At 63.5% G+C, this 20,255-nt stretch carries 14 protein-coding genes and 1 pseudogene; 5 read left to right on the forward strand and 10 right to left on the reverse strand.

Annotated elements, in window-relative coordinates:
- Nucleotides 1–232: 232 nt before the first annotated feature.
- The 5 genes from BAC01S_RS30955 to BAC01S_RS10735 all read right to left on the reverse strand — a co-directional run bounded on the left by BAC01S_RS30955 (nt 233) and on the right by BAC01S_RS10735 (nt 8,112).
- On the reverse strand, nt 233–1,639 hold the full coding sequence (locus BAC01S_RS30955) for an efflux transporter outer membrane subunit (RefSeq protein ID WP_084168494.1): 1,407 nt from the start codon (nt 1,637–1,639) through the stop codon (nt 233–235).
- Nucleotides 1,640–1,642: 3 nt separating this feature from the next.
- The gene (locus BAC01S_RS10720; RefSeq protein WP_027794763.1) at nt 1,643–4,822 is read right to left on the reverse strand and encodes an efflux RND transporter permease subunit; all 3,180 of its coding nucleotides are present in this window, start codon (nt 4,820–4,822) and stop codon (nt 1,643–1,645) included.
- A gap of 3 nt (nt 4,823–4,825) precedes the next feature.
- Nucleotides 4,826–5,935 (reverse strand): efflux RND transporter periplasmic adaptor subunit, encoded by a 1,110-nt coding sequence (locus BAC01S_RS10725; protein ID WP_245616563.1) that lies wholly within the window; start codon nt 5,933–5,935, stop codon nt 4,826–4,828.
- A gap of 255 nt (nt 5,936–6,190) precedes the next feature.
- Nucleotides 6,191–6,766, reverse strand: a complete 576-nt coding sequence (locus BAC01S_RS10730) for a lipid-binding SYLF domain-containing protein (protein WP_027794765.1) — start codon at nt 6,764–6,766, stop codon at nt 6,191–6,193.
- 173 nt (nt 6,767–6,939) lie between these two features.
- Nucleotides 6,940–8,112 carry a porin gene (locus tag BAC01S_RS10735; protein ID WP_027794766.1) on the reverse strand — a complete coding sequence of 391 codons (1,173 nt, stop codon included), beginning with the start codon at nt 8,110–8,112 and terminating at the stop codon, nt 6,940–6,942.
- Between the two features lie 530 nt (nt 8,113–8,642).
- Here BAC01S_RS10735 and BAC01S_RS35535 point away from each other — a divergent pair.
- A pseudogene (locus tag BAC01S_RS35535) lies at nt 8,643–8,794 on the forward strand (IS3 family transposase); the annotation flags it as partial.
- Nucleotides 8,795–9,024: 230 nt separating this feature from the next.
- Here BAC01S_RS35535 and BAC01S_RS10740 read toward each other — a convergent pair.
- From BAC01S_RS10740 to BAC01S_RS10760, 5 genes are all read right to left on the reverse strand, one after another.
- A complete protein-coding gene (locus tag BAC01S_RS10740; RefSeq protein WP_027794767.1) occupies nt 9,025–9,606 on the reverse strand; it encodes a hypothetical protein in 582 nt (193 codons plus the stop codon).
- A gap of 112 nt (nt 9,607–9,718) precedes the next feature.
- Nucleotides 9,719–10,696 carry an AraC family transcriptional regulator gene (locus tag BAC01S_RS10745; RefSeq protein ID WP_027794768.1) on the reverse strand — a complete coding sequence of 326 codons (978 nt, stop codon included), beginning with the start codon at nt 10,694–10,696 and terminating at the stop codon, nt 9,719–9,721.
- Between the two features lie 103 nt (nt 10,697–10,799).
- Entirely contained in the window at nt 10,800–11,141 is a 342-nt protein-coding gene (locus BAC01S_RS10750; RefSeq protein ID WP_084168514.1) for a c-type cytochrome, read from the reverse strand.
- Nucleotides 11,142–11,195: 54 nt separating this feature from the next.
- The gene (locus BAC01S_RS10755; RefSeq protein WP_027794770.1) at nt 11,196–13,421 is read right to left on the reverse strand and encodes a xanthine dehydrogenase family protein molybdopterin-binding subunit; all 2,226 of its coding nucleotides are present in this window, start codon (nt 13,419–13,421) and stop codon (nt 11,196–11,198) included.
- Nucleotides 13,402–13,845 (reverse strand): (2Fe-2S)-binding protein, encoded by a 444-nt coding sequence (locus BAC01S_RS10760; protein ID WP_027794771.1) that lies wholly within the window; start codon nt 13,843–13,845, stop codon nt 13,402–13,404. The genes BAC01S_RS10755 and BAC01S_RS10760 overlap by 20 nt, the downstream gene beginning before the upstream one ends.
- Before the next feature lie 321 nt (nt 13,846–14,166).
- Here BAC01S_RS10760 and BAC01S_RS10765 point away from each other — a divergent pair, with 321 nt between their 5' ends.
- The 4 genes from BAC01S_RS10765 (at nt 14,167) to BAC01S_RS10780 (ending at nt 20,220) form a co-directional block, all read left to right on the forward strand.
- Nucleotides 14,167–16,299, forward strand: coding sequence for a type I secretion system permease/ATPase (locus tag BAC01S_RS10765; RefSeq protein WP_027794772.1), 2,133 nt, complete (start codon nt 14,167–14,169; stop codon nt 16,297–16,299).
- Between the two features lie 2 nt (nt 16,300–16,301).
- The gene (locus tag BAC01S_RS10770) at nt 16,302–17,723 is read left to right on the forward strand and encodes an HlyD family type I secretion periplasmic adaptor subunit (RefSeq protein WP_027794773.1); all 1,422 of its coding nucleotides are present in this window, start codon (nt 16,302–16,304) and stop codon (nt 17,721–17,723) included.
- Complete coding sequence (locus BAC01S_RS10775; protein ID WP_027794774.1) at nt 17,713–19,140, forward strand: TolC family protein; 1,428 nt, start codon at nt 17,713–17,715, stop codon at nt 19,138–19,140. Before BAC01S_RS10770 ends, BAC01S_RS10775 begins: the two co-directional genes overlap by 11 nt.
- 132 nt (nt 19,141–19,272) lie before the next feature.
- Nucleotides 19,273–20,220, forward strand: coding sequence for a hypothetical protein (locus tag BAC01S_RS10780; RefSeq protein WP_156954383.1), 948 nt, complete (start codon nt 19,273–19,275; stop codon nt 20,218–20,220).
- Nucleotides 20,221–20,255: the final 35 nt, after the last annotated feature.

The following is a 20,255-nucleotide window of genomic DNA, read 5'->3' on the forward strand; positions in this document are numbered from 1 at the left end:
ACCGCACGCATCGCCCGAGAGCGCGACGTGCATGTCAACCATGGTAGGACGCGGGTATTCAGCAGCAACATCGCTACCGTGAAGTTTATTTAACGATCCTTGTTCGGCCTGGAAAAGCCGGCCGTCCCTTCGTGGACGGCCGTATCAGCGAAATGTCCAGACGATTCAGCCAGAGCGGACTACTGACGCGCAAGTCAACCTGCGCGTCGCCTTGACTACCTCTCAGGCGAGATCATTTCTCCGGCGGCGTCCATCCGTAACCAAGCGCCTTGTACAGATTCACGGTCTGGGCGAGCACCTGGTCCTGCAGGGCGGATTGCTGGAGTTGTGCTGCAAAAAGGCTGCGCTCCGCGTCGAGCACCTCCAGATAGCTCGTGTACCCGCCTTCATAGAGATCGCGGGCAAGCGACGCATACTCCGTAAGCGCCGCTACCTGGCGCGTCGTCGCCTCCAGTTGCTCGCGCGTCTGGGCGACCCCTACCAGCGCATTCTCGACATCGGCAAACGCCTGCTGAATCGCCTGTTCATAATTGAGCAGCGCCTCTTGATGCACCGCTTCCGCTTCATGCACCGAGCCCGCGATCGCCCCGCCCTGGAAGATCGGCTGGGTAACGGCACCCGCGAACGACCACACACGCGCCGGCCCGGTCCAGAGGCCGGTGAGCGTCGTGCTCGCGGCGCCGAAGAGACCGGTGAGCGAGATCTGCGGAAAATACTGCGCGCGTGCCGCGCCGATCGATGCATTGGCCGCAATCAGCGACTGCTCCGCCTGCCGAACGTCGGGCCGCCGCTCGATCAGCGACGAAGGCAGTCCCGCCGGAATCGCCGGCGCGCTCAGCTCGGCGATCGACTTGCCGCGCGGGATCGGGCCGGGATTCTGGCCGAGCAGCAGTGAAAGTGCATCCTCCTGCTGCGCGATCTGCTGCTGGATCGAATGGACCGAAGCCTGCGCCGATTCGTACTCCGAACGTGCCTGACTCAATTGCACCTTCGACACCACACCACCGCCGAAGCGCTCTTCGAACAGCGTCAGCGCGTCTTCGCGGCTCTTGAGCGTCTCGTGCGCAATGACAAGCTGATTGTCATAGTCGCGCAGCTGCAGATAAGCCGTGGCGACGTTCGCGATCAACGCAATGCGCGTGGCCTGCTGCGCGGCCTGCGTGCCCAGATAGTCCGCGCGTGCTGCCTCGGTGAGGCGCCGCAGGCGGCCAAACAGATCGAGTTCCCATGAGACGCTGCCTTCCAGCTGCGTCTGGTTGCCAACCAGAGGCGCGAAGCCTGGCGCCGGCACGCCGCGGCTGCGCGAAGCGCCGAAATTCGCGCCGATCTGCGGGAGCAACCCCGCACGCGTGACGACATAGCGCCCGTAGTACTCCTCGACGCGCGCCGCTGCGATGCCCAGGTCCTTGTTCTGCGCAAGCGCTTTGGCGATGAGTTCGCTGAGCACCGGATCGTTGAACTGTGTCCACCAGTCGAGCGAGGCATCGACGACTTCGGCATTGGGCGCTGCGAACCGGAACGTGGACGGGGTGTCGAGCGCCGGGCGATGGTAGTCCGGCCCGACGGCACAGCCCGCGAAACAGGCACAGCAGGCGCTCAGGACGAGCGAAACGAGGCTTCGGTCAATAAGAGGCTTCATCGCTCAGCCCTCCTGCGAAGGAGGTGTGCCAGGCCGCGCGGCATCGGGTGTGGACTGCGGCTTGCCGCGCGACGATAGTGTCTCCAGCCCCCAGAAGAACATCGGGATGAAGAAGAGCGCGATCAGCGTGGCGCCGAGCATGCCGAAGATCACACCCGTGCCGAGCGAGCGGCGGCTCGCCGCCGACGCCCCGCTCGCAATGGCGAGCGGCACACAGCCAAGGATGAACGCAATCGAGGTCATGACGATAGGCCGCAGGCGCAGCTTCGCGGCAGCCACAGCCGCCTGGTAGGGTGTCATACTTTGCTTCTCTCGCATTTCCACGGCGAACTCGAAGATCAGGATTGCGTTCTTCGCCGCCAGGGCGATCAGCACGGTCAGGCCGATCTGGAAGTACACGTCGTCTTCCATGCCGCGTATGAGGATGCCCACCAGCGCGCCGAAGATCGCGAAAGGCACGGCGAGCAGCACGCCGATCGGCAGCGACCACTTCTCGTACTGCGCCGCGAGGATCAGGAATACCATCAGTAATCCGAAGGCAAACACGAGCGCTGCCGTCGAGCCCGCCGTTTTTTCTTCGTAGGCCTGGCCGCTCCAGCCGTAGCTGTAGCCGTCGCCCAACGTCTCGCGCGCAATGTCCTCCATCGCCGCGATGGCTTCGCCCGAACTGTGTCCCGGCGCCGCATCCCCCGTGATCTGCGCGGCAGGAAAGTCGTTGAAACGGCTGACGATATCCGCGCCCGGCATGAAATGGAACGTGGCGACCGCCTTGATCGGCACCATGCCTCCCGTCTGATTGCGCACGTAGAGCTGCTGAATGTCGTCGGGCTGCGTGCGGTACTGCGGCTCCGCCTGCACGATCACCTGGAAGAGGCGGCTGTCCTTCGGGAACTGGCTGACGTACGACGAACCGAACATTGTCTGCAACGCGGAATAGACTTCCTCCACGGGCACGCCCAGCGATCTGGCCCGCTCGCGATCGACGTCCACGCGCAATTGGCGCGAGTGCATATTGATGGTCGAGTTCACGCCGGCGAGCGCCGGGTTCTTGCGCGCTTTGGCCACGAATTCATAGACCTTCTGTTCGAGCTGCTGGAGCGACCCGTTGCCGGTGCTCTGCAGCCAGAACTGAAAGCCGCCCGTCGTGCCAAGACCCGGAATGGACGGGGGATTGACCGGTACGACCACACCGTCCTTGAAGCTCGCGAACACCTTGCGCGCATCGCGGATCAGGTCCGGCGCCGTGCCGTTCTCGCCGCGCTCCTTGAAGTCCTTGAGCGTGATAAACAGCGTGCCCGAGTTCGACTTGTACTGCGAGTCGATCAGGCTGTAGCCCGTTGCCGAGGCGATCGATTTCACCGCGGGCTGCTTCGCGAACCAGTCCTCCGCCTTCTTCGACAGGTCGCCCGAGCGGTCGAGACTGGCGGCGTCCGGCAGCACGACGGCTCCGAACAGATAGCCCTGGTCCTCCACCGGCACGAACGACGTGGGGATATGCTTGAAGAGCCCGCCTGTCGCGACCACCATCACCAGAATCAGGCCAATGGAAAGCGCCACACGCCGGATCGCGCTCTGAACCCCCTTGCCGTAGCCGGTGGTAAGCGCTTCGAACTTTTCGTTAAACCAGGTGAAGAAGCGATTCTTCTTGCGTTCGCCCGGCTTGAGCAGGATGGCGGCAAGCGCCGGCGAAAGCGTCAGCGCGCAAATACCCGAAAGCACCACCGAAACCGCGATCGTCACCGCAAATTGCTTGTAGAGCTGGCCGGTAATGCCCGAGAGGAACGCCACCGGAATGAACACCGCCAGCAGCACGAGCACGATGGCGACCACCGGTCCGCTCACCTCGTCCATCGCGCGCTTCGCCGCGTCCTTTGGTGAAAGCTTGAACTCGGTCATGTTGCGTTCGACGTTCTCGATCACCACGATCGCGTCGTCCACCACGATGCCGATTGCCAGCACCATGCCGAACAAGGTCAGCATGTTGATCGAAAAACCGAACGCCATCATGCCGATGAATGCGCCGATGATCGACACCGGCACCGCAAGTATGGGCACGAGCGTGGCGCGGAAGCTTTGCAGGAAGAGGAACACCACGAGGATCACAAGAATCACCGCGTCGCGCAGCGTCTTCACGACCTCGACGATCGACTCGTGCACGAACGCGGTGGTGTCGAGCGCCACTTCGTACTTCAGACCTGGCGGGAAGCTCTTTTGCAGTTGCGCAAGCGTCTCACGCACTTGCCTTGCCACTTCCAGCGCGTTCGCACCCGGCTGCTGATAGACCGCGATCAGCGTGGCCGTCTTGCCGTTGTAGCGGCCGCGCATCGAGTAGTCTTTCGCGCCCAGTTCGGCGTGACCGATATCCTTGATGCGCACCATCGACACGTCGTTCGCGCCAGAAGAAGACGGCGCCGCGGCGCGGACGATGATGTTGTCGAAGTCCGCGGGCTCGGCGAGATGCCCTTGTGTGGTCACCGGGAAGGTCTGCAGAACCGGCCCGTTGGTCGGCGCCTGCCCAAGACGGCCCGCCGAGAACTGCTGGTTCTGCTCCTTGATCGCATTCTGCACGTCGGAGACGGTGATGCCGAGCTTGGCCATGCGGTCGGGCTTGAGCCAGACGCGCATCGCATAGTCTGCAGAACCGAAGATCGAGGCCTGGTTCGCGCCCGGAATGCGCTTGAGCGCATCGAGCACGTACACGTTCGCGTAGTTCGCCACGTAGGCCTGATCGTAGGTGTTATCGGGCGAATAGATCGCGATCACCATCATGAACGCCGACGAGCGCTTCTGCACCGAGACGCCCTGTGACGTCACCGCCTCGGGCAGCGTGGGTAGCGCGAGGTTCACGCGGTTCTGCACGTCCACCTGCGCGAGCGACGGGTCGGTGCCGATCTTGAAGTAGACGGTGAGCGTCATGTTGCCCGTCGAGGAGCTCGACGAGTTCATATACATCATGTTGTCGGCGCCGTTCACCTGCTGCTCGATCGGCGCGGCTACGTTCTGCGCAACGATATCGGCGCTGGCGCCCGGATACGTCGCGCTCACGGTGATCTGCGGAGGCGCAATGTCCGGAAACTGCGCCACCGGCAGATTGACCATGGCAAGCAGGCCGGCCACCACGAGAATGATCGAGATCACCGACGCAAAGATCGGCCTGTCGATAAAGAAGTGTGAGAACTTCATTGATCAGCCTCCGGCTGCCGGTGCACCGGGGACCGCGGTCCCGCTCGCCGCGGCGCTCTGGGCGCCGAAACTGGCAGCCGGAGGCGGAACCATATGCGCCTTGACGGGTACGCCTGGCATGAGCTTCAGCGTGTTGTCGAGGATGACTCGATCGCCCTGATGCAATCCCGACTGGATGATCCAGTCGTGCCCGTTCCAGTCGCCAGTGACGACGGCCCGCTGCTGTGCCTTGCCGTCTTTGTCGACGGTCCAGACGAATCCGCCGCGCGGCCCCTGCTGCACCGCCTCCTGCGGTACGGCGATGGCGTTCGGGCGCTCCGCCCCCACGAGCTTGATCCGCACGAACTGGCCGGGCCGCAGCGCGCCGTCCGTATTCGATACGGTTGCCCGGATCAGGTAGGTGCCCGTATCCGAGCTCAGCTCGGCATCGGTGAAGGCGATATGGCCGCGCTGCGGGTAGACGCTCCCGTCGGCGAGCACGATCACGGCTTCGAGCTTGCCGCGCTCTGGCAGCTTGAGCGTGCCGCTCTGGGTCTGCGTCCGCAGGTCCAGCATCTCGTTTTCCGAGAGCGAGAAGTTGATCCACATGGGGTCGAGCTTCGCCACATAGGTAAGCAAGCCGTTGCCCGCGTCGAGATAGGTGCCATCCTGTTTCTTCGCGAAGCTCGAAAGCCCCGTCACCGGCGAAGCGATGGTCGTGTAGCCGAGGTTCAACCGGGCGCTCGTCACATTCGCGCGCGCCTGTTCGACGGCCGCTGCCGCAGCCTGTTGCTGGCCGATCGCATCGTCGAGGTCCTTTTGGCTCAGCGCATTCTTCGCGGCGAGCGGACGGACGCGGTTCAGGCTCGCCTGCGCCGTGTCGAGCCGTGCCTTCTGCTGCGCGTATTCGGCCTGCGCGGCGTCGAGCGCGGCCTGGAACGGCTTCTTGTCCATGAGGAACATCACGTCGCCCTGGTGAACCATCGAGCCCTCCTGGTACACACGCTTTTCGAGGAAACCGCTCACGCGCGAGCGGATCTCCACCTGCTGCGAACTCTCGGTCTGGCCGACGTATTCGAATATGACGGGAACTTCGCGCGGCGCGACCTCCATGACATCGACCGTCGCGGGCATGGGCCTGTTCTCGGGCGATGCGTCTTTGTGACACCCGCCAACGCCAAAGAGGAGGCCCAGCACGACACCGGTGAGTACCGTTCCCCTCCGTCGAATCGCCATTTCGTTTCGTCTCTGTCGGCAGCGTATGATCTGGGTAGCGCTCATTGCAGTTAAAGAAAGCTTCTGATTAAATTAAGCAAAACGAAATAAATGACGGGGAGGTCCACCTGGAAATCGATGCAGACCGGCACGCGAAAGCGCCGGCCTCCCGTGTCAGTCGTCGAGTCTGGTGATTTTCTGACCTTGAACGCCGACGCCGGCCATCAAGCCCTGCTGCCCGAAAACAAGCGCATAAATATCGGAGCGCAGCGTCGTGCTCGACATGTCCGAACCCGCCCCGTGATCGAGAACGGCGACGGAAGGACCGGAGCCAACGGACAAGCCATCCGTGCTGTTCAGATAGTTGAGGGCTGCCGGTTTCATCAGAAACATGGCTTCGGAGAAGTTCTGGGCGCCAGCCTGAAGTCCATAGGATACCGATGCAACATTGTAGTAACCGAGAACGGTTCCATCTGGCCGAAACAGCACCCCATTCCCGCCCGCCGCACCGACCATCAACCCGCCTTTCAGCACACTCGGAAAAACGAGAATGGCTGCCGCGTGTGCGGCAAGCTGCTTCGCTTTGGGCGAAGTGGCGTAAAGCGAGTGCAACGATGCTCTCGCCTCCGAAACCAGTTGCGCACGCGAGCCAGCGGAAAACGACGCAGCATTCGCTACCCCATTCGAGCCTATTGCGAGCAGCGACAGCAGCGGAATCAGCAAAAGACTGCGCAAACGATCTCTCTTCATATTGAATCCCCCATGGTGGTTGGTTCACCCCGCATTACGAATTAATGTTCGCAAGAAGGCCGGCCCGTTGCAGCCGGTTGCAAGCGGGCTTGAACGGCGCGTTCCGGGAAACGCAGATGGAAGGGGCAGCGGCAAAGCCACCGCCCCTGGCTGCGAAAAAACCGCTCGGCCGCTTAGAAGCGGTGGCGAATACCCGTGCTCACGACCGCCTGGCTCTTGCTTGCCGAGGGAAGATCGGTGCCGTTGATTTGCGTGGAGTTCGTACCGGCCGTGTTCGAAGCGCCGATCTGGAAGACGCTTTCCGCATAGAGGTCGGTGCGCTTCGACAGCGAGTAGTCAGCCTGCAGGCCGAACTGATTCCAGTGCGACGAGCGGTTGTTCGTGCTGCCGCTTCCCGGCGTGTTGCGCAGCGCCTGCGTGTAGGTGTAGGCGGCGCCCACGTAGAAAGCCGGTGTGAAGTCGTAGCGCGCGTTGACTTCGAGGTTGTTGTAACGCACCGACGCGTCGGCGAGCTGGTCCTGGAAGCGGCTCTGCGTGAACACTGCGCCGAAGAGCGCGGGACCGAAGGCGTAGCTCCCGCCGAGGCCCCAGGTGCGTTGATTCTGGATACCCGGCAGGTTCGCCGTGGTAAACGCCGGCAGATCCTGGACAGCGCCGTTGTCGTTACCCGAATTCAGGCCCTGAAGCTGCAGGAAGGCCGCGCCCAGACGCAGACCGCCGTAGGTATAGCCCGCACCCACGCTGTACGCGCGGTTGTTGGTAAATCCGCCCGCCTGATTGGAGAAGCCGTACAGGCCGCTGAGCGAGAAGCCGGCGTAATTCGCGCTTTGGTACTTGACCGAATTGTTGATGCTGAACGTGCTGTTGAGGTTGTCGTCGTCACCCGGGTGGGCGAAGTACGTGCCGCCCCACGAGCCCGTAGCCGACAGGGGAGCCACATAATCGACCATCGAGTCGTACTGGCGACCCAGCGTCAACGTGCCGTAGTCGCTGCTCGACAGGCCGACAAACGCTTGCCGGTTGAAGAGCGAGCTCGTCACGGTGCTGCCGTTCATCACGTTGAAGCCGCTTTCGAGGGTAAAGACAGCCTTCAAGCCGCCGCCGAGATCCTCGGCGCCACGCAAGCCCCAGCGGCTCGGTTGAACGTTGCTGCTGGTCATGCCGATCATGGCCTTGCCGCCCGTCACGTGCCCGTCGGGTTGGACCTGTGAATTCCCGTTCACTTCGTTGCTCACGTAGGTCAAGCCGGCGTCAACGAGGCCATACAGCGTCACGCTGCTTTGGGCCTGGGCGCTACCGGCAACGGCAGCGGCGGCAGCAGCAAAAATCAACGTTTTCTTTTTCATGATTCGTTCTCGTACAGAGTCTGGCAGCTGAAATTTAGAAGTACTACATGCACTGGCGAGTTAATCCGACACCGTTGTAGCGCAATCGAAAATCAGATGCCCGCTCATGCGCGGACACACTATACCCAGCCCCCTATTTTTTAACTACGCGGCAAGTCATTACCGATTCCACACCCCCTTTAATGAGATATTAAATCATGGTAGGTGACCCCGACTTTAGAAACAATCCAATGGAAAACCGGTAATAAGTCCTCAACAGAGGGAAAAATTGACTTTTCAATTGAAATTACAAAAAACTTACATAGATGTGATATTTCGGAATCTCGATGCTAAATCGGTTGGCCAACATCATTGAATTACCCCATACACACATTGAATCACATAAATTCCTGACAGAATCGAGGCCGGCAAATTATAAAAATCCCCACTCTCATCAACATTGCTGACGATATTTTTCAAATCGGGCAGTACTTGATCATCGCTCTTCAAAGACGTAGGAGTGTCGACGACATTGAACGGCTGCACGAAAGCTGGCGACGATGCGAGAGAGCGCTTCGAGTTGGCGAAGCGGATCCGGATGGGAGCGCGGCAGCACGACGTGAACCCGAAGCAACGACTTCATTGGCGGAAGCTGCATCAGGACGGGAGTCTGCCAGCGGTCAAGGCTGGTGAGAGGACAGTCCGGTTACCCCGAGCTTCGATCAGCCAGGGCGGATTGGCAACTGCGGCGTTTGGCGCAGTGCGCATGATGGGTTCGACCAGCGCGGCGTCCGGCTCTGCGAACATGGTTCGATACAGGACGATGCGCTTGTCGATGATTTGCGCGGAACGTTGCCACGCTTCGCGCTCAGTGGCCGTGCCCTTCGTCGGGCCTCTCGGCCAGCTCTGGCGCGAACGTGATCTGAATCCGGATCAGACCGACTTGGCGGGGCGCCCGGTCTTGACCGTTTCGACGGCAGCGACAGCGGCAAGCAGGCGCTTTTCGGAGGTCGAATCGAGCAGCATCAGACCCGCGCGCAGCAGTTCGCTCTTCTTCACCGTGATGCCGGCGTCGAGGCACTTCTTCTTGAGCGTCGCGATTTTTTCATAGTCGGCCTTCGGCATCGTGAAGCTGTCGCGCACGACCTTTTCCTTCTTCGCACTTTCTTTCTTGACGCTTTCTTTCTTCGGGCTTTCTTTCTTGACGTCCTTTTTCACGTCGTCCTTCTTCGCCCGCCGGGCCTTGCCCTTCACGGCCGCTTCGGTTGCAGCGTCGGTCGCGGCTGCGGGCGCCGCTTCGGTTGCGGCTTCAGCTGCCGCCACGGCAGCCTTTTTCACGGTTTGCACGAGATTCTCCTTGGCGTTCGATCCCTTCACGGTCCTGGCGGCTTTCGGCGATTTGGCCGCCTTGGCCACTTTGGCGGCCTTGGCCGGCGATTTTTCGTCGCGAGCTTCGGCGGACGTCGGGAAATAGAAAGCTTTCTTCGTGGGCTTACGCAGAGTCGGTTCGTTCATGCTGTTCACTGAACTTGTAAAGTAAACAGTATATACCGTTTCTCGCGTTTTTCCGTGACGCTTGTTCCCGGGCCGCCAGCCTGCCCGGCGCGCGCCCCGCCGCCGGAATCGTTCACGCCACGCGGCCTGCCTCGCTCTTCGCCATGTCGTATGGGTCGCGCAGGTTGCGCGCGTATTGCTTGGGCGCCATGCCCGACCAGCGCCGGAATGCGCGAATGAAGGCCTTTTCGGAGGCGTAGCCCACGCTCTCCGCAATCTCGATCAGGCGCCTCCGCGTATCGCGCAGCGCGCCGCTTGCCAGATACATACGGTATGAGGTGAGATGGCCGATGGGGGTTTCGTCCACGAGTTCGACGAAACGCGCGGAAAAACGCGAGCGCGACATGCCGGCCGCCGCCGCGAGCGTTTCGACGGTCCAGTCGCGCTCGGGATGCCGGTGCAAGAGCGCGATCGCCTTGCCGATCTGCGGGTCCATGAGGCCGCGCAGCCAGCCCGTATGACTGGCCGCCGAGGCGAGATGCGCGCGCAGCAGCTGCACGAACAGCACGTCGGCGAGGCGCGCCGCCGCGACGGCCCAACCGGGCTGGCACGCCATCGACTCGCGAATGAACGCCATCAGCGTGCTCGCGAGCCAGGGGCCCACCGCCGGATCGTTCGCGCGCACGTGGATGAGCGGCGGCAGCACCCTGAAAAGCGGACTGCGCACGGCCTCGCGATACACCACGATACCCGTGTACAGGTCGCTGGCCGGCCCCCCGCCGCCGGCCGTGAAGTGCAGCGGCGTGTCGAAGCTCGGATGGATGCCCTGGTTCGCCATGAGGTCGTCGAAGGGCACCGGTTCGATATCCGGCGCCGACGCGAGCACATGTTCTTGCCCATGCGGCAGCAGCACGAAATCGCCCGCTTCCACGCGCACCGGCGCCATGCCCGCCAGCACGATGTAGAACGGGCTGCCAAAGCCCGTGCGGAACACCACGCCGTTCATGGCCGGCTTCAGGAACGCCCACGGCGCCGTGAGCGAGAAATGCCCCGTCACCACGGCGTCGGCGCGCAGGTCCGCGAGGGCATCGCTCAACAGGTCTATCGACATCTCTGACTCCCTCCCCTCGGCCAGCAGCGCGGCTGGACACCCATCATCGCGATGCAACGATATCCCATTGCGCGTAAGCCCGCGCGACTGTCGTTCGACGCGGTCAGTTCGTCTTGCTGCCCGCGAGGATCCACTGCACGACTGTTTGCGCGTCGGCGGCGCTGATCGCGTTGGACGGCATCGGCACGGCGCCCCAGACCCCGGAGCTGCCGTTCCGCACATGCGCGACGAGCATGGCCGCGGCACCGGGCTTGCCGGCATAGCGCGCGGCCACGTCACGCCAGGCCGGCCCGACAAGCTTCCTGTCGACGGCGTGGCAGCCGAAGCACGCATGCTGCGTGGCGATCTGCTGGGCACGCGCGGCGTCGATGACAGGCTCGGCATGCGCCGGGAAAACGGTGATTGCTGCTGCAAGCGAGGCAAAGGAAAGGATCGGAGTACGCAACATGGAAACGCTTCTGGTTGTGGATAAAAGAATCGGAAAAGACCGCACTGGGTCTCACGCGAGCGTCTGATCGAGCGGCATCGTGCGCAGACGCGCGCCTGTCGCCTGATAGAGCGCCTCGGCCACGGCAGGCGCGACGGGCGGCAACGCCACTTCGCCGCAGCCCTGCGGAGCGCGATCGCTCTCGACGATCACGACTTCGATCTTCGGCATCTGCGAAAGCCAGAGCAGCGGATAGTCGGTGAAATTCTGCTGCTCCACCGCGCCGTCCTTGAACGTGATCTCGCTCCTGAACGTGTTGGTGAGCGCAAAGCCGATGCCGCCTTCCACCATTTCTTCGATCAGCATCGGGTTGATCGCGCGTCCGCAATCGATGCCGCAGACCACGCGCTCGAGCTTCGCCTTGCCCTCCACCATGCGCAGCTCGGCGATGGTCGCGACGTAGGTGGTGAAGCCGCCGCCGCGCCCCGTGTAGAGGCAGTACGCGATGCCGCGATGCACGCCCGCGGCGGGTTTGCCGGACCAGTTCGCCTTCGCTGCGGTCCGGTCGAGCACGCGCACGGCGAGCGGATCGTCGCGCAGCATGGTGCGCCGGTACTGAAGCGGGTCGATGTTGGCCGCGCGCGCCAGTTCGTTGACGAAACTCTCGAGGAAGAACACGCTGGAGGTGCTGCCCACGCTGCGCATGAAGCTGACCGGAACCGGCTGCGTGACGTTGACCGAATCGACGAGCAGGTTCGGCACGCGATAACCGAGGTCGTAGAGACCATCGAGCATGGTCTCGTCCCAGCCGCCGGCCTTTTCGAAGTAGTCGCGCTTGATGGACCAGTAGAGCGACTGCCCCACCACGCGTATGTGCATGGCCTCGGGATAACCGTCGGCGCCCAGCGCCGCGCGCATGCGTGCCGAAACACCGGGGCGGTAGAAGCCGTGGCGAATGTCGTCCTCGCGCGAGCGGATCACCTTGACGGGACGCCCCACGGCCTTCGAAGCCACGGCCGCATGGATCACGAAGTCGGGCACGTACTTGCGGCCGAAACTGCCGCCAAGGAAGGTCGTATTCACGATCACCTTGTCCGAGGGCACCTTGAAGATGGCGGAGAGCGTCCAGCGCACCTTGTCCTGCCCCTGGATCGGCCCCCAGACCTCGATATCGTGCTCGCGCACGTGCACGGTCGCGTTGACGGGCTCCAGCGTCGCGTGAACGATGTACGGCGTGTGATAGTCGGCCTCGACCGTGGCCCGGGCGCCCTCGAAGCGCGCGGGCGCATCGCCGATATGCGTGGCCACCACGGCATGCTCCGCCATCAGCGCGGCCTTGCGCTGCGCGAGGATCGTGGCGCTGTCGAACGAAGCCACGCCGCCGTCGTCCCATTGCACGTCGAGCGCGTCGCAGCCCTTCTTCGCCTGCCAGTACGAAGCGGCCACCACGATCACGGCATCCTTCGCCTGCACCACCTCGACCACGCCGGGCATCGCGCGCACGGCGTCGCGATTGCGCACGGCCACGGGCTTGCCGTTCAGCGTGGGCGCCATCTTCAGCGCGCCGTGCAGCATGCCGGGCACGTTCACGTCGACGCCGAACTGCGCGCGCCCGCTCACCTTCGCCGGCACGTCGAGCTTGTGCAGCGGCTGGCCGATCAGCGTGTGCGCCGATTCCGGTTTCAGGCGCGGCTGCGGGTCGAGCGGCAGCTTCGCGACGTCGGCCAGCAGTTCGCCGTAGGCCACCGAGCGGCCCGTCTGCAGATGGATCACGCGGCCGCTCTTCGCCGTGCACTGCGTCGGACGCACGCCAAGCCGATGCGCGCCGGCCTTGAGGAACGCCTCGCGCGCCTGCGCGCCCGCCGTGCGTAGCCGCGTGTAGAACATCGTCACGGACATCGACGCCCCCACGAACTGCTGCGGCATCTCGTTCGCCGCCGAGATGCGATAGGCGTCGCGGCCTGTCACGAACTCCACGCTCACGAGGCGCCAGTCGGCGTCCATTTCGTCCGCGAGCACTTGGGGCAGACCGGTGTACACACCTTGCCCCACTTCGCACTGCGAAAGACCGATGATCGTGCGGCCGTCCGGGTCCACGCGCACCCAGTCGTTGATTTCGTGGAAACCCACGCCTCGCGCCACGTCTTTCCCGGTGCTGTCGGCCGCGGCAGCGTGCGTGCCCCACGTGAGCGGCAGCACGAGACTGCCCGCCAACACGAAACCGGTCTTGAGGAAATCACGCCGGCTCTCGCGGCGCGGGGCCGCGGTCACTGCCTGCTCAGGAATTGGCTGCGACATGAACCGCCTCGCGAATACGGTGATAGGTCGCACAGCGGCACAGGTTCGTCACGCCCTGGTCGATCTGCGCGTCGGTAGGGTGCGGGTGCTGCCCGAGCAACGCCGCAACGGCCATCACCATGCCCGACTGGCAATAGCCGCATTGCGGCACGTCCTTCTGGATCCAGGCCAGCTGAACGGGATGCGTGATGTCGGGCGAGAGCCCTTCGATCGTCGTGATGGCGCGCCCCGCGACGGCGGAAACCGGCAGCACGCACGAACGCGTCGCCTCGCCCTCCAGATGCACGGTGCACGCGCCGCACGCGCCAATGCCGCAACCGTATTTGGTGCCGGTGAGGCCGGCCGCGTCGCGAATCACCCACAGAAGGGGCGTGTCGGGATCGCCGGCGAACGTAAACGGCGCGCCGTTCAGCGTGAATTGCATGGTGTGTCTCCGCGAAATGTTGTCGCCCGAGGCGTGCTTGCACCGCGAACGCGATGAACGAAATTCTTCGCGCGGACGACCCCGGCGGCAATGACATCACGGCCCGATTCGGTTGCCGATCGTCCAGCGGGCTGGCCGGGAAAAGGTTGCGCGAGCATCGATAACATTACGTTTAACCTACATATTTGATGTGAGCCAACATAGATGAAAGTTTCGGAAATTAAGGGCCACATTTGCCTGAATAGGCTATTTCTCAAATTAGGGATCCATTAGACTCTGCGCCGTTTAGCAATTGCTTAACGTTTTTGCCGTGCAGCTTCAATGACAAAAAATCAGGATAACGAAGTAGCTTCTGTCGAGGATCCGGGGCTCGCCGCGCTCGTGACCATCGCCCGTTTTCACAACATTGCCGCCGACGCGGCCCAGCTCAAACATGCAGCCGCCACGGGCACCGGCCGCTTCACCGGCAAGGATCTGGTGCTCTCGGCCCGCAGCCTGGGCCTGAAGGCGCGCATCGTCGCGTTGCGGCCCGCGACGCTCGGCAGCACACCGTTACCCGCCCTGGTGCTCGACCGCGACGGCCGTCATTTCATCCTCGCGAAGACCGACGGCAAGACCGGGCTGATCCTGGAGCCGGGCGCGCCGGCACCCACGATCAAGCCGCTCGAAGAGATTGCCGCGCGCAGTACCGGCCAGATGCTGCTGTTCGCCTCGCGCGCGTCGCTCGCGGGCGAACTGGCCCGCTTCGACTTCTCGTGGTTCATCCCCGCGATCGTCCGCTACCGCAAACTGTTGCTGGAAGTGCTGGGCGTGTCATTGGTGTTGCAGCTCTTCGGCCTCGTCTCGCCGCTCATGTTTCAGGTCGTGATGGACAAGGTGCTCGTGAACCGCACCTACAGCACGCTGAACGTCGTGTGCATGACGCTGCTGGTGGCTTCCGTGTTCGAGGTGCTGCTCACAGGGCTGCGCAACTACGTGTTCGCCCATACCACGAACCGTATCGACGTCGAGCTCGGCGCACGTCTGTTCCGCCATCTTGTCGCGCTGCCTCTGGGCTATTTCGGCGCGCGCCGCGTGGGCGATACGGTGGCCCGCGTGCGCGAGCTGGAAAACATCCGCAACTTCCTCACCGGACAGGCGCTCACGGCCGTCATCGACCTGGCGTTTTCCTTCGTCTTTCTTGGCGTGATGTGCGTTTACAGCGTGTGGCTCACGCTACTCGTCGTCGCCTCGCTGCCCGTGTATGGACTCGTTTCCGCGCTGCTCGTGCCCGCGTTCCGTTCGCGGCTGAACGAGAAGTTCGCGCGCGGGGCCGACAACCAGTCGTTCCTCGTGGAGTCGGTCTCGGGCGTCGAGACGGTGAAGGCCATGGCCGTCGAGCCGCAGTTCATCCGGCGCTGGGAGTCGCAGCTTGCCGCCTATGTGAGCGCGGGTTTCCGCGTCAATCAGCTCGGTAACGTCGGCCAGCAGTTGATCCAGCTCGTCGGCAAGCTCGTCACGCTCGGCACGCTCTTCATCGGCGCGCGGCTCGTGATCGACGGGCGGCTTTCCGTGGGCGAACTCGTTGCCTTCAACATGATGTCCCAGCGCGTAAGCGCGCCGGTGCTGCGTCTCGCACAACTCTGGCAGGACTTCCAGCAAATCGGCATCTCCATGCTGCGCCTGGGCGACATCCTGAACACGCGCACCGAGATTCCGCAGACGCGCCAGGCCCTGCCGCCCATTCGCGGCGACGTCTCGTTCGACAACATCCGCTTCCGCTATCGTCCGGATGCGGCGCCCGTGATCGACGGCGTTTCGTTCGACATCCGCGCGGGCCAGGTGATCGGCATCGTGGGCCGCTCCGGGTCGGGCAAGAGCACGCTCACGAAGCTGCTGCAGCGCCTTTATGTGCCCGAGCAGGGCATGGTGCGCATCGACGGGCAGGACCTCGCGCTGGCCGATCCCGCGTGGCTGCGCCGGCAGGTGGGCGTCGTGCTGCAGGAGAACCTGCTCTTTAACCGCTCCGTGCGCGAGAACATTGCGCTTTCCGATCCGGGCGTGCCGCTCGAGGCCGTGATTCACGCCGCGAAGCTCGCCGGCGCCCATGACTTCATCTGCGCCTTGCCCGAAGGCTACGACACCGTGGTGGGCGAACACGGCAGCAACCTCTCGGGCGGCCAGCGCCAGCGCCTTGCCATTGCGCGGGCGCTGCTCACGAGTCCGCGCATCCTCATCTTCGACGAGGCCACGAGCGCGCTCGACTTCGAGACCGAACGCATCATCCGCGACAACATGAAAGCGATCTGCGCGGGGCGCACGGTCATCATCATCGCGCACCGCCTCTCCGCCGTGCGCCACGCGGACCGCATCATCGCCATGGACCACGGCCGGATCGTCGAGCAGGGTGATCACGACGCGCTGCTGCGTCACGGCGGCTACTACGCCCACCTCGTCTCCCTGCAGGACGCCTGAGCATGAAAGCGATGAAACTTCAGGCGTTCGCCGATCTCGTGAGGCGCTACGCCGCGGTGTGGCGCGCCGTGTGGGATGTACGCAGGGAACTGGAAAGGCCCGCGCGCGATGCCAACCAGCTCGCCTTTCTGCCCGCGGAACTGGAACTGGTCGAGACGCCGGTGCATCCGGCGCCGCGCTGGACGATGCGCGTGCTGGTGGCGCTCACCGTGATTGCATTGCTGATTGGTGTGCTGGGGCGTCTGGATATCGTGGTAACGGCCAGCGGCGAGTTCATCCCGAATGCGCGGGTCAAGACGATCCAGCCGGCGATTACCGGCGTGGTGCGCGAGATCGGTGTGCGCGACGGCGAACGGGTCGCAGCCGGCCAGCTGCTCATGAAACTCGACACGACACAGGCCGCCGCCGATGCCGACAAGGCGCACGCCTCGCGGCTCGATGCCGCCCTGGCTGCGGCACGCGCGAACGCCCTGCTCGCGGCCCAGCGCGACGGCAAGCCGCCCGTGGTGGCGAACGTCGACGATGCGCCTGAGGCCCGCATGCAGGATGCGCAGCGCCAGGCCGAAGGCGCGTGGCTCGAATACCGCGACCAGTACATGGGCGAACAGGCGGAACTGGCAAAGCGCCAGGCGGAGCTCGACAGCACGCGCGCGGAAATCGCCAAGCTCGTGGCAACCGCCCCGCTCGCGCGCCAGCAGGCCGATGCTTACCGGGCGCTCGTTGCGGACAAATACGTTGCACGCAACGATTACCTGGACAAGGAACAAAGCGCCCTGGACAAGGAAAACGAGCTCACGGCACAGCGCAGCCACGCGAACGAACTGGCCGCGGGGATCGCGGAGCAGCGCGCACAGGTCGAGGCGACCGCCTCGAAGTTCCGGCACGACCAGCTCGACGATCTGGAGAAGGCCACGCAGCAGCTCACGCAAAGCCGTGACGACGAAACCAAGGCGCAGACGCGCCAGTCGCTCATGAGCCTCACCGCGCCGGTGGCGGGCACCGTGCAGCAGCTTTCGGTGCATACGCTGGGCGGCGTGGTGACCACCGCGCAGTCGCTCATGGAGATCGTGCCGGACGACGCGCTGGAAGTTGAAGCACGACTGCAGAACAAGGACGTGGGTTTCGTGCAGGCGGGCCAGCGCGCGGCCGTGAAAGTCGAAGCATTTCCTTATACGCGCTACGGCTATCTGAACGGCACCATCACCGAAGTTTCGAACGACGCGGTGCAGGACAAGAAGCTCGGGCTGACGTTTCCGGTGCGTATCCGGCTGGAAACGAACCGCATCCGCGTGGACAACCGCTGGATCACGCTCACGCCCGGCATGGCGGTGACGGCCGACATCCGCACGGGCAAGCGCAGCGTAGTCGGGTACTTCCTCGATCCGCTGCTGCAGACCGCCCAGGAGGGGATGCGTGAGCGCTAGGAGAAGAACCGCACGGCTCGCGCTGCTGGCCGGCCTGGCCGTCTTGAGCGGTATCGCGCACGCCTTCGACGTGCTGCGCGCGGAACAGAACATCTCCGCGACCGCGGCGGGCGCCATGGACCCGGCATGCGGGTTCGACACGGCGCCGGGCCGTCCGCTGCGCCTCGCGGAGGCAGTCGAACGCACGCTGTGCAACAACCCGAAGACGCGGGAAGCCTGGGCGGCCGTGAAAGCCCAGGCGGCCGGCGTCGGCGCGGCGCGCGCGGCCTACCTGCCGCAGATATCGGCCAACCTTCAGGGGATGCGCGACCACTCGGTGATCGATGTCGACAACCACCCGCTGCTGGGCTCGGATATCGAATCGACCGTGCATGCGGAAAGCGTAAGCCTGAACTGGCTGCTGTACGACTTCGGCGGCCGCGAGGCGGCACTGCGCAACGCGAACGCCCTGCTCGACGCCGCCCGCGCGACACAGGACGCCACCCTGCAGGAATTCTTTGCGACAGCCGCCAAGGACTACTACGCGGCCCAGGCGGCAATCGGCGAGCTTGTGGCGGCCAGCGACGTCGAGGACATGACACGCCAGAGCATGATCGCCGCCCAGGCGCGGACCGACAAGGGCGTGGCCCCCATCACCGATGCCCTGCAGGCGCAGACGCAGCACGAGCAGGCGGTGTTCAGCCTGACAAAAGCGCAAAGCGATGCGCAGACGGCACTGGGTACGCTCGCCGCCGACATGGGCCTCACGCCCGATATTCCGCTGGACGTGCCGCCGGTGACGGAGAACGCGGACACGGGCAAGACCTTCAGCGAGCCGGTTGCGCAGATGATCCGCGACGTGCAGGACACGCATCCGACGGTGCGGGCCGCGCAGGCGCAGTACGAGGCCGCGCTGGCGAAAGTCTCGCAGACGCGCGCGCAGGGCCTGCCCTCCCTCAGCCTTGTGGCCAAGTACAGCCGCAACAACCAGCCGCAGAGCCTCGGGCTTGGGATGCCGACGTATCCGGCGACGGGTCACGATGCTTACATTGGCGTGCAACTGGACATTCCGCTCTTCGAGGGATTCGGTCGGCACTACCAGATTGATCAGGCGAGAGCGCAGGCCGAACGGCAACAGGACGCCGTGGACGACGCGAAGCGGCAGGTCGCGCTGGATGTGTGGAGCAGCTACCAGACGCTCACGGGCGCGACGAAAAACGCGGAGAACAGCGCAAACCTGCTGGCGATTGCCCAACGCTCATGGGATGCCGCGAAGCATCGCTACGACGCGGGCGTAGGAAACATCCTCGAACTGATGAACACGCAGGCGGCGCTGGCCAATGCGAAGCAGCGGCGCGTTCAGGCGCTGGCGGATTGGGATAACGCGCGGGTGAATCTGGCGGCAAAGCTGGGGACACTCGGGCGGCAGGATTTGTAGCGACGCGATAGTTCCAGCGCCCAACTCACAACGGAAACAGTTCCGGAAGCTGCGCCGCCATGGCGCAGCTTCCATCAGCCCGATCCGGGATTCCAGATCGGTTAATCATGCTCAACTCAAATGGGAGCATTTATGAGCATTTCGTTCTACGAAGTTACGCAACCCAATACCACGTACACCACGGACGATGCAATATTTGACGTCGAGAGCGGCGCCACTCTGGACGCCCAAGGATCGTCGAATACGGTAATTCTGGAAACCGGGGCAGGCTACGTCACCATTGAGGGGACGGGCAATGCGCTCAACGGTTCGAGCATCAGCGGCGTAGGCGCCACGATTTACGGTGCGAACAACTCCGTTTCCGTCGGAGCCAACAGCCGCATTATGGATAACGCCAATAGCGACACCATCACTGTTGGCGCAAACAGCTGGGTCTATGCCGCCGGCTCGAACGTCACCGTTAATGCTACGCAAGGGGGCACCCAGATTACCGCCTTCGATGCAAATACGATCAGCGGCAACAATGACGTGATCGATCTTTGCGCCACAACGCATGTAATGACCATCAACGGAAACAGCAACTCGATCAGTGCCAGCACTGCCGTACAGCCCAGCAACTCGGTGCAACTCAGTGTGAATGGTTCGAACAACTCGATCAACATCGCCCAAACTCTCGACCAAAATAACTCCCCAATCGAGTCAGTTTCCGTCACGACAAGTTCCGGGTCGTTTATCGAGAATGGAAACGTGATTGTGCTTACCGGCGGCGCCAGCCTGGACAACAGCCAGGTCTACCCCAACAACCTGTTTGTCAATTTCGGCAACGGAAATACGCTTGATATCGACGGCATTCAAGCAGGAACGCTGATCGAATCTATCGACGCATCGGGTAACGCAACCTGGTCGGTATGGCAAAACCCCGGGCTGCAAAGCACGGGCGTTGGCGCATCAGCCAATCCGCAAGCACAACAGCTCGTCCAGTCGATGGCCTCCTACGCCGCTGCTCCCGCTGGTGTTTCGTCGACGCTCACGGCACAGAACTCGGCGGCTTCACCCCTCCTTGCTTCTTCACATCATTAAGCGACCGACGCGCGGCAAACCACGAATCAGTGGTT

This window comes from Paraburkholderia acidipaludis NBRC 101816, from assembly GCF_000684975.1.
Taxonomy (GTDB): Bacteria; Pseudomonadota; Gammaproteobacteria; order Burkholderiales; family Burkholderiaceae; genus Paraburkholderia; species Paraburkholderia acidipaludis.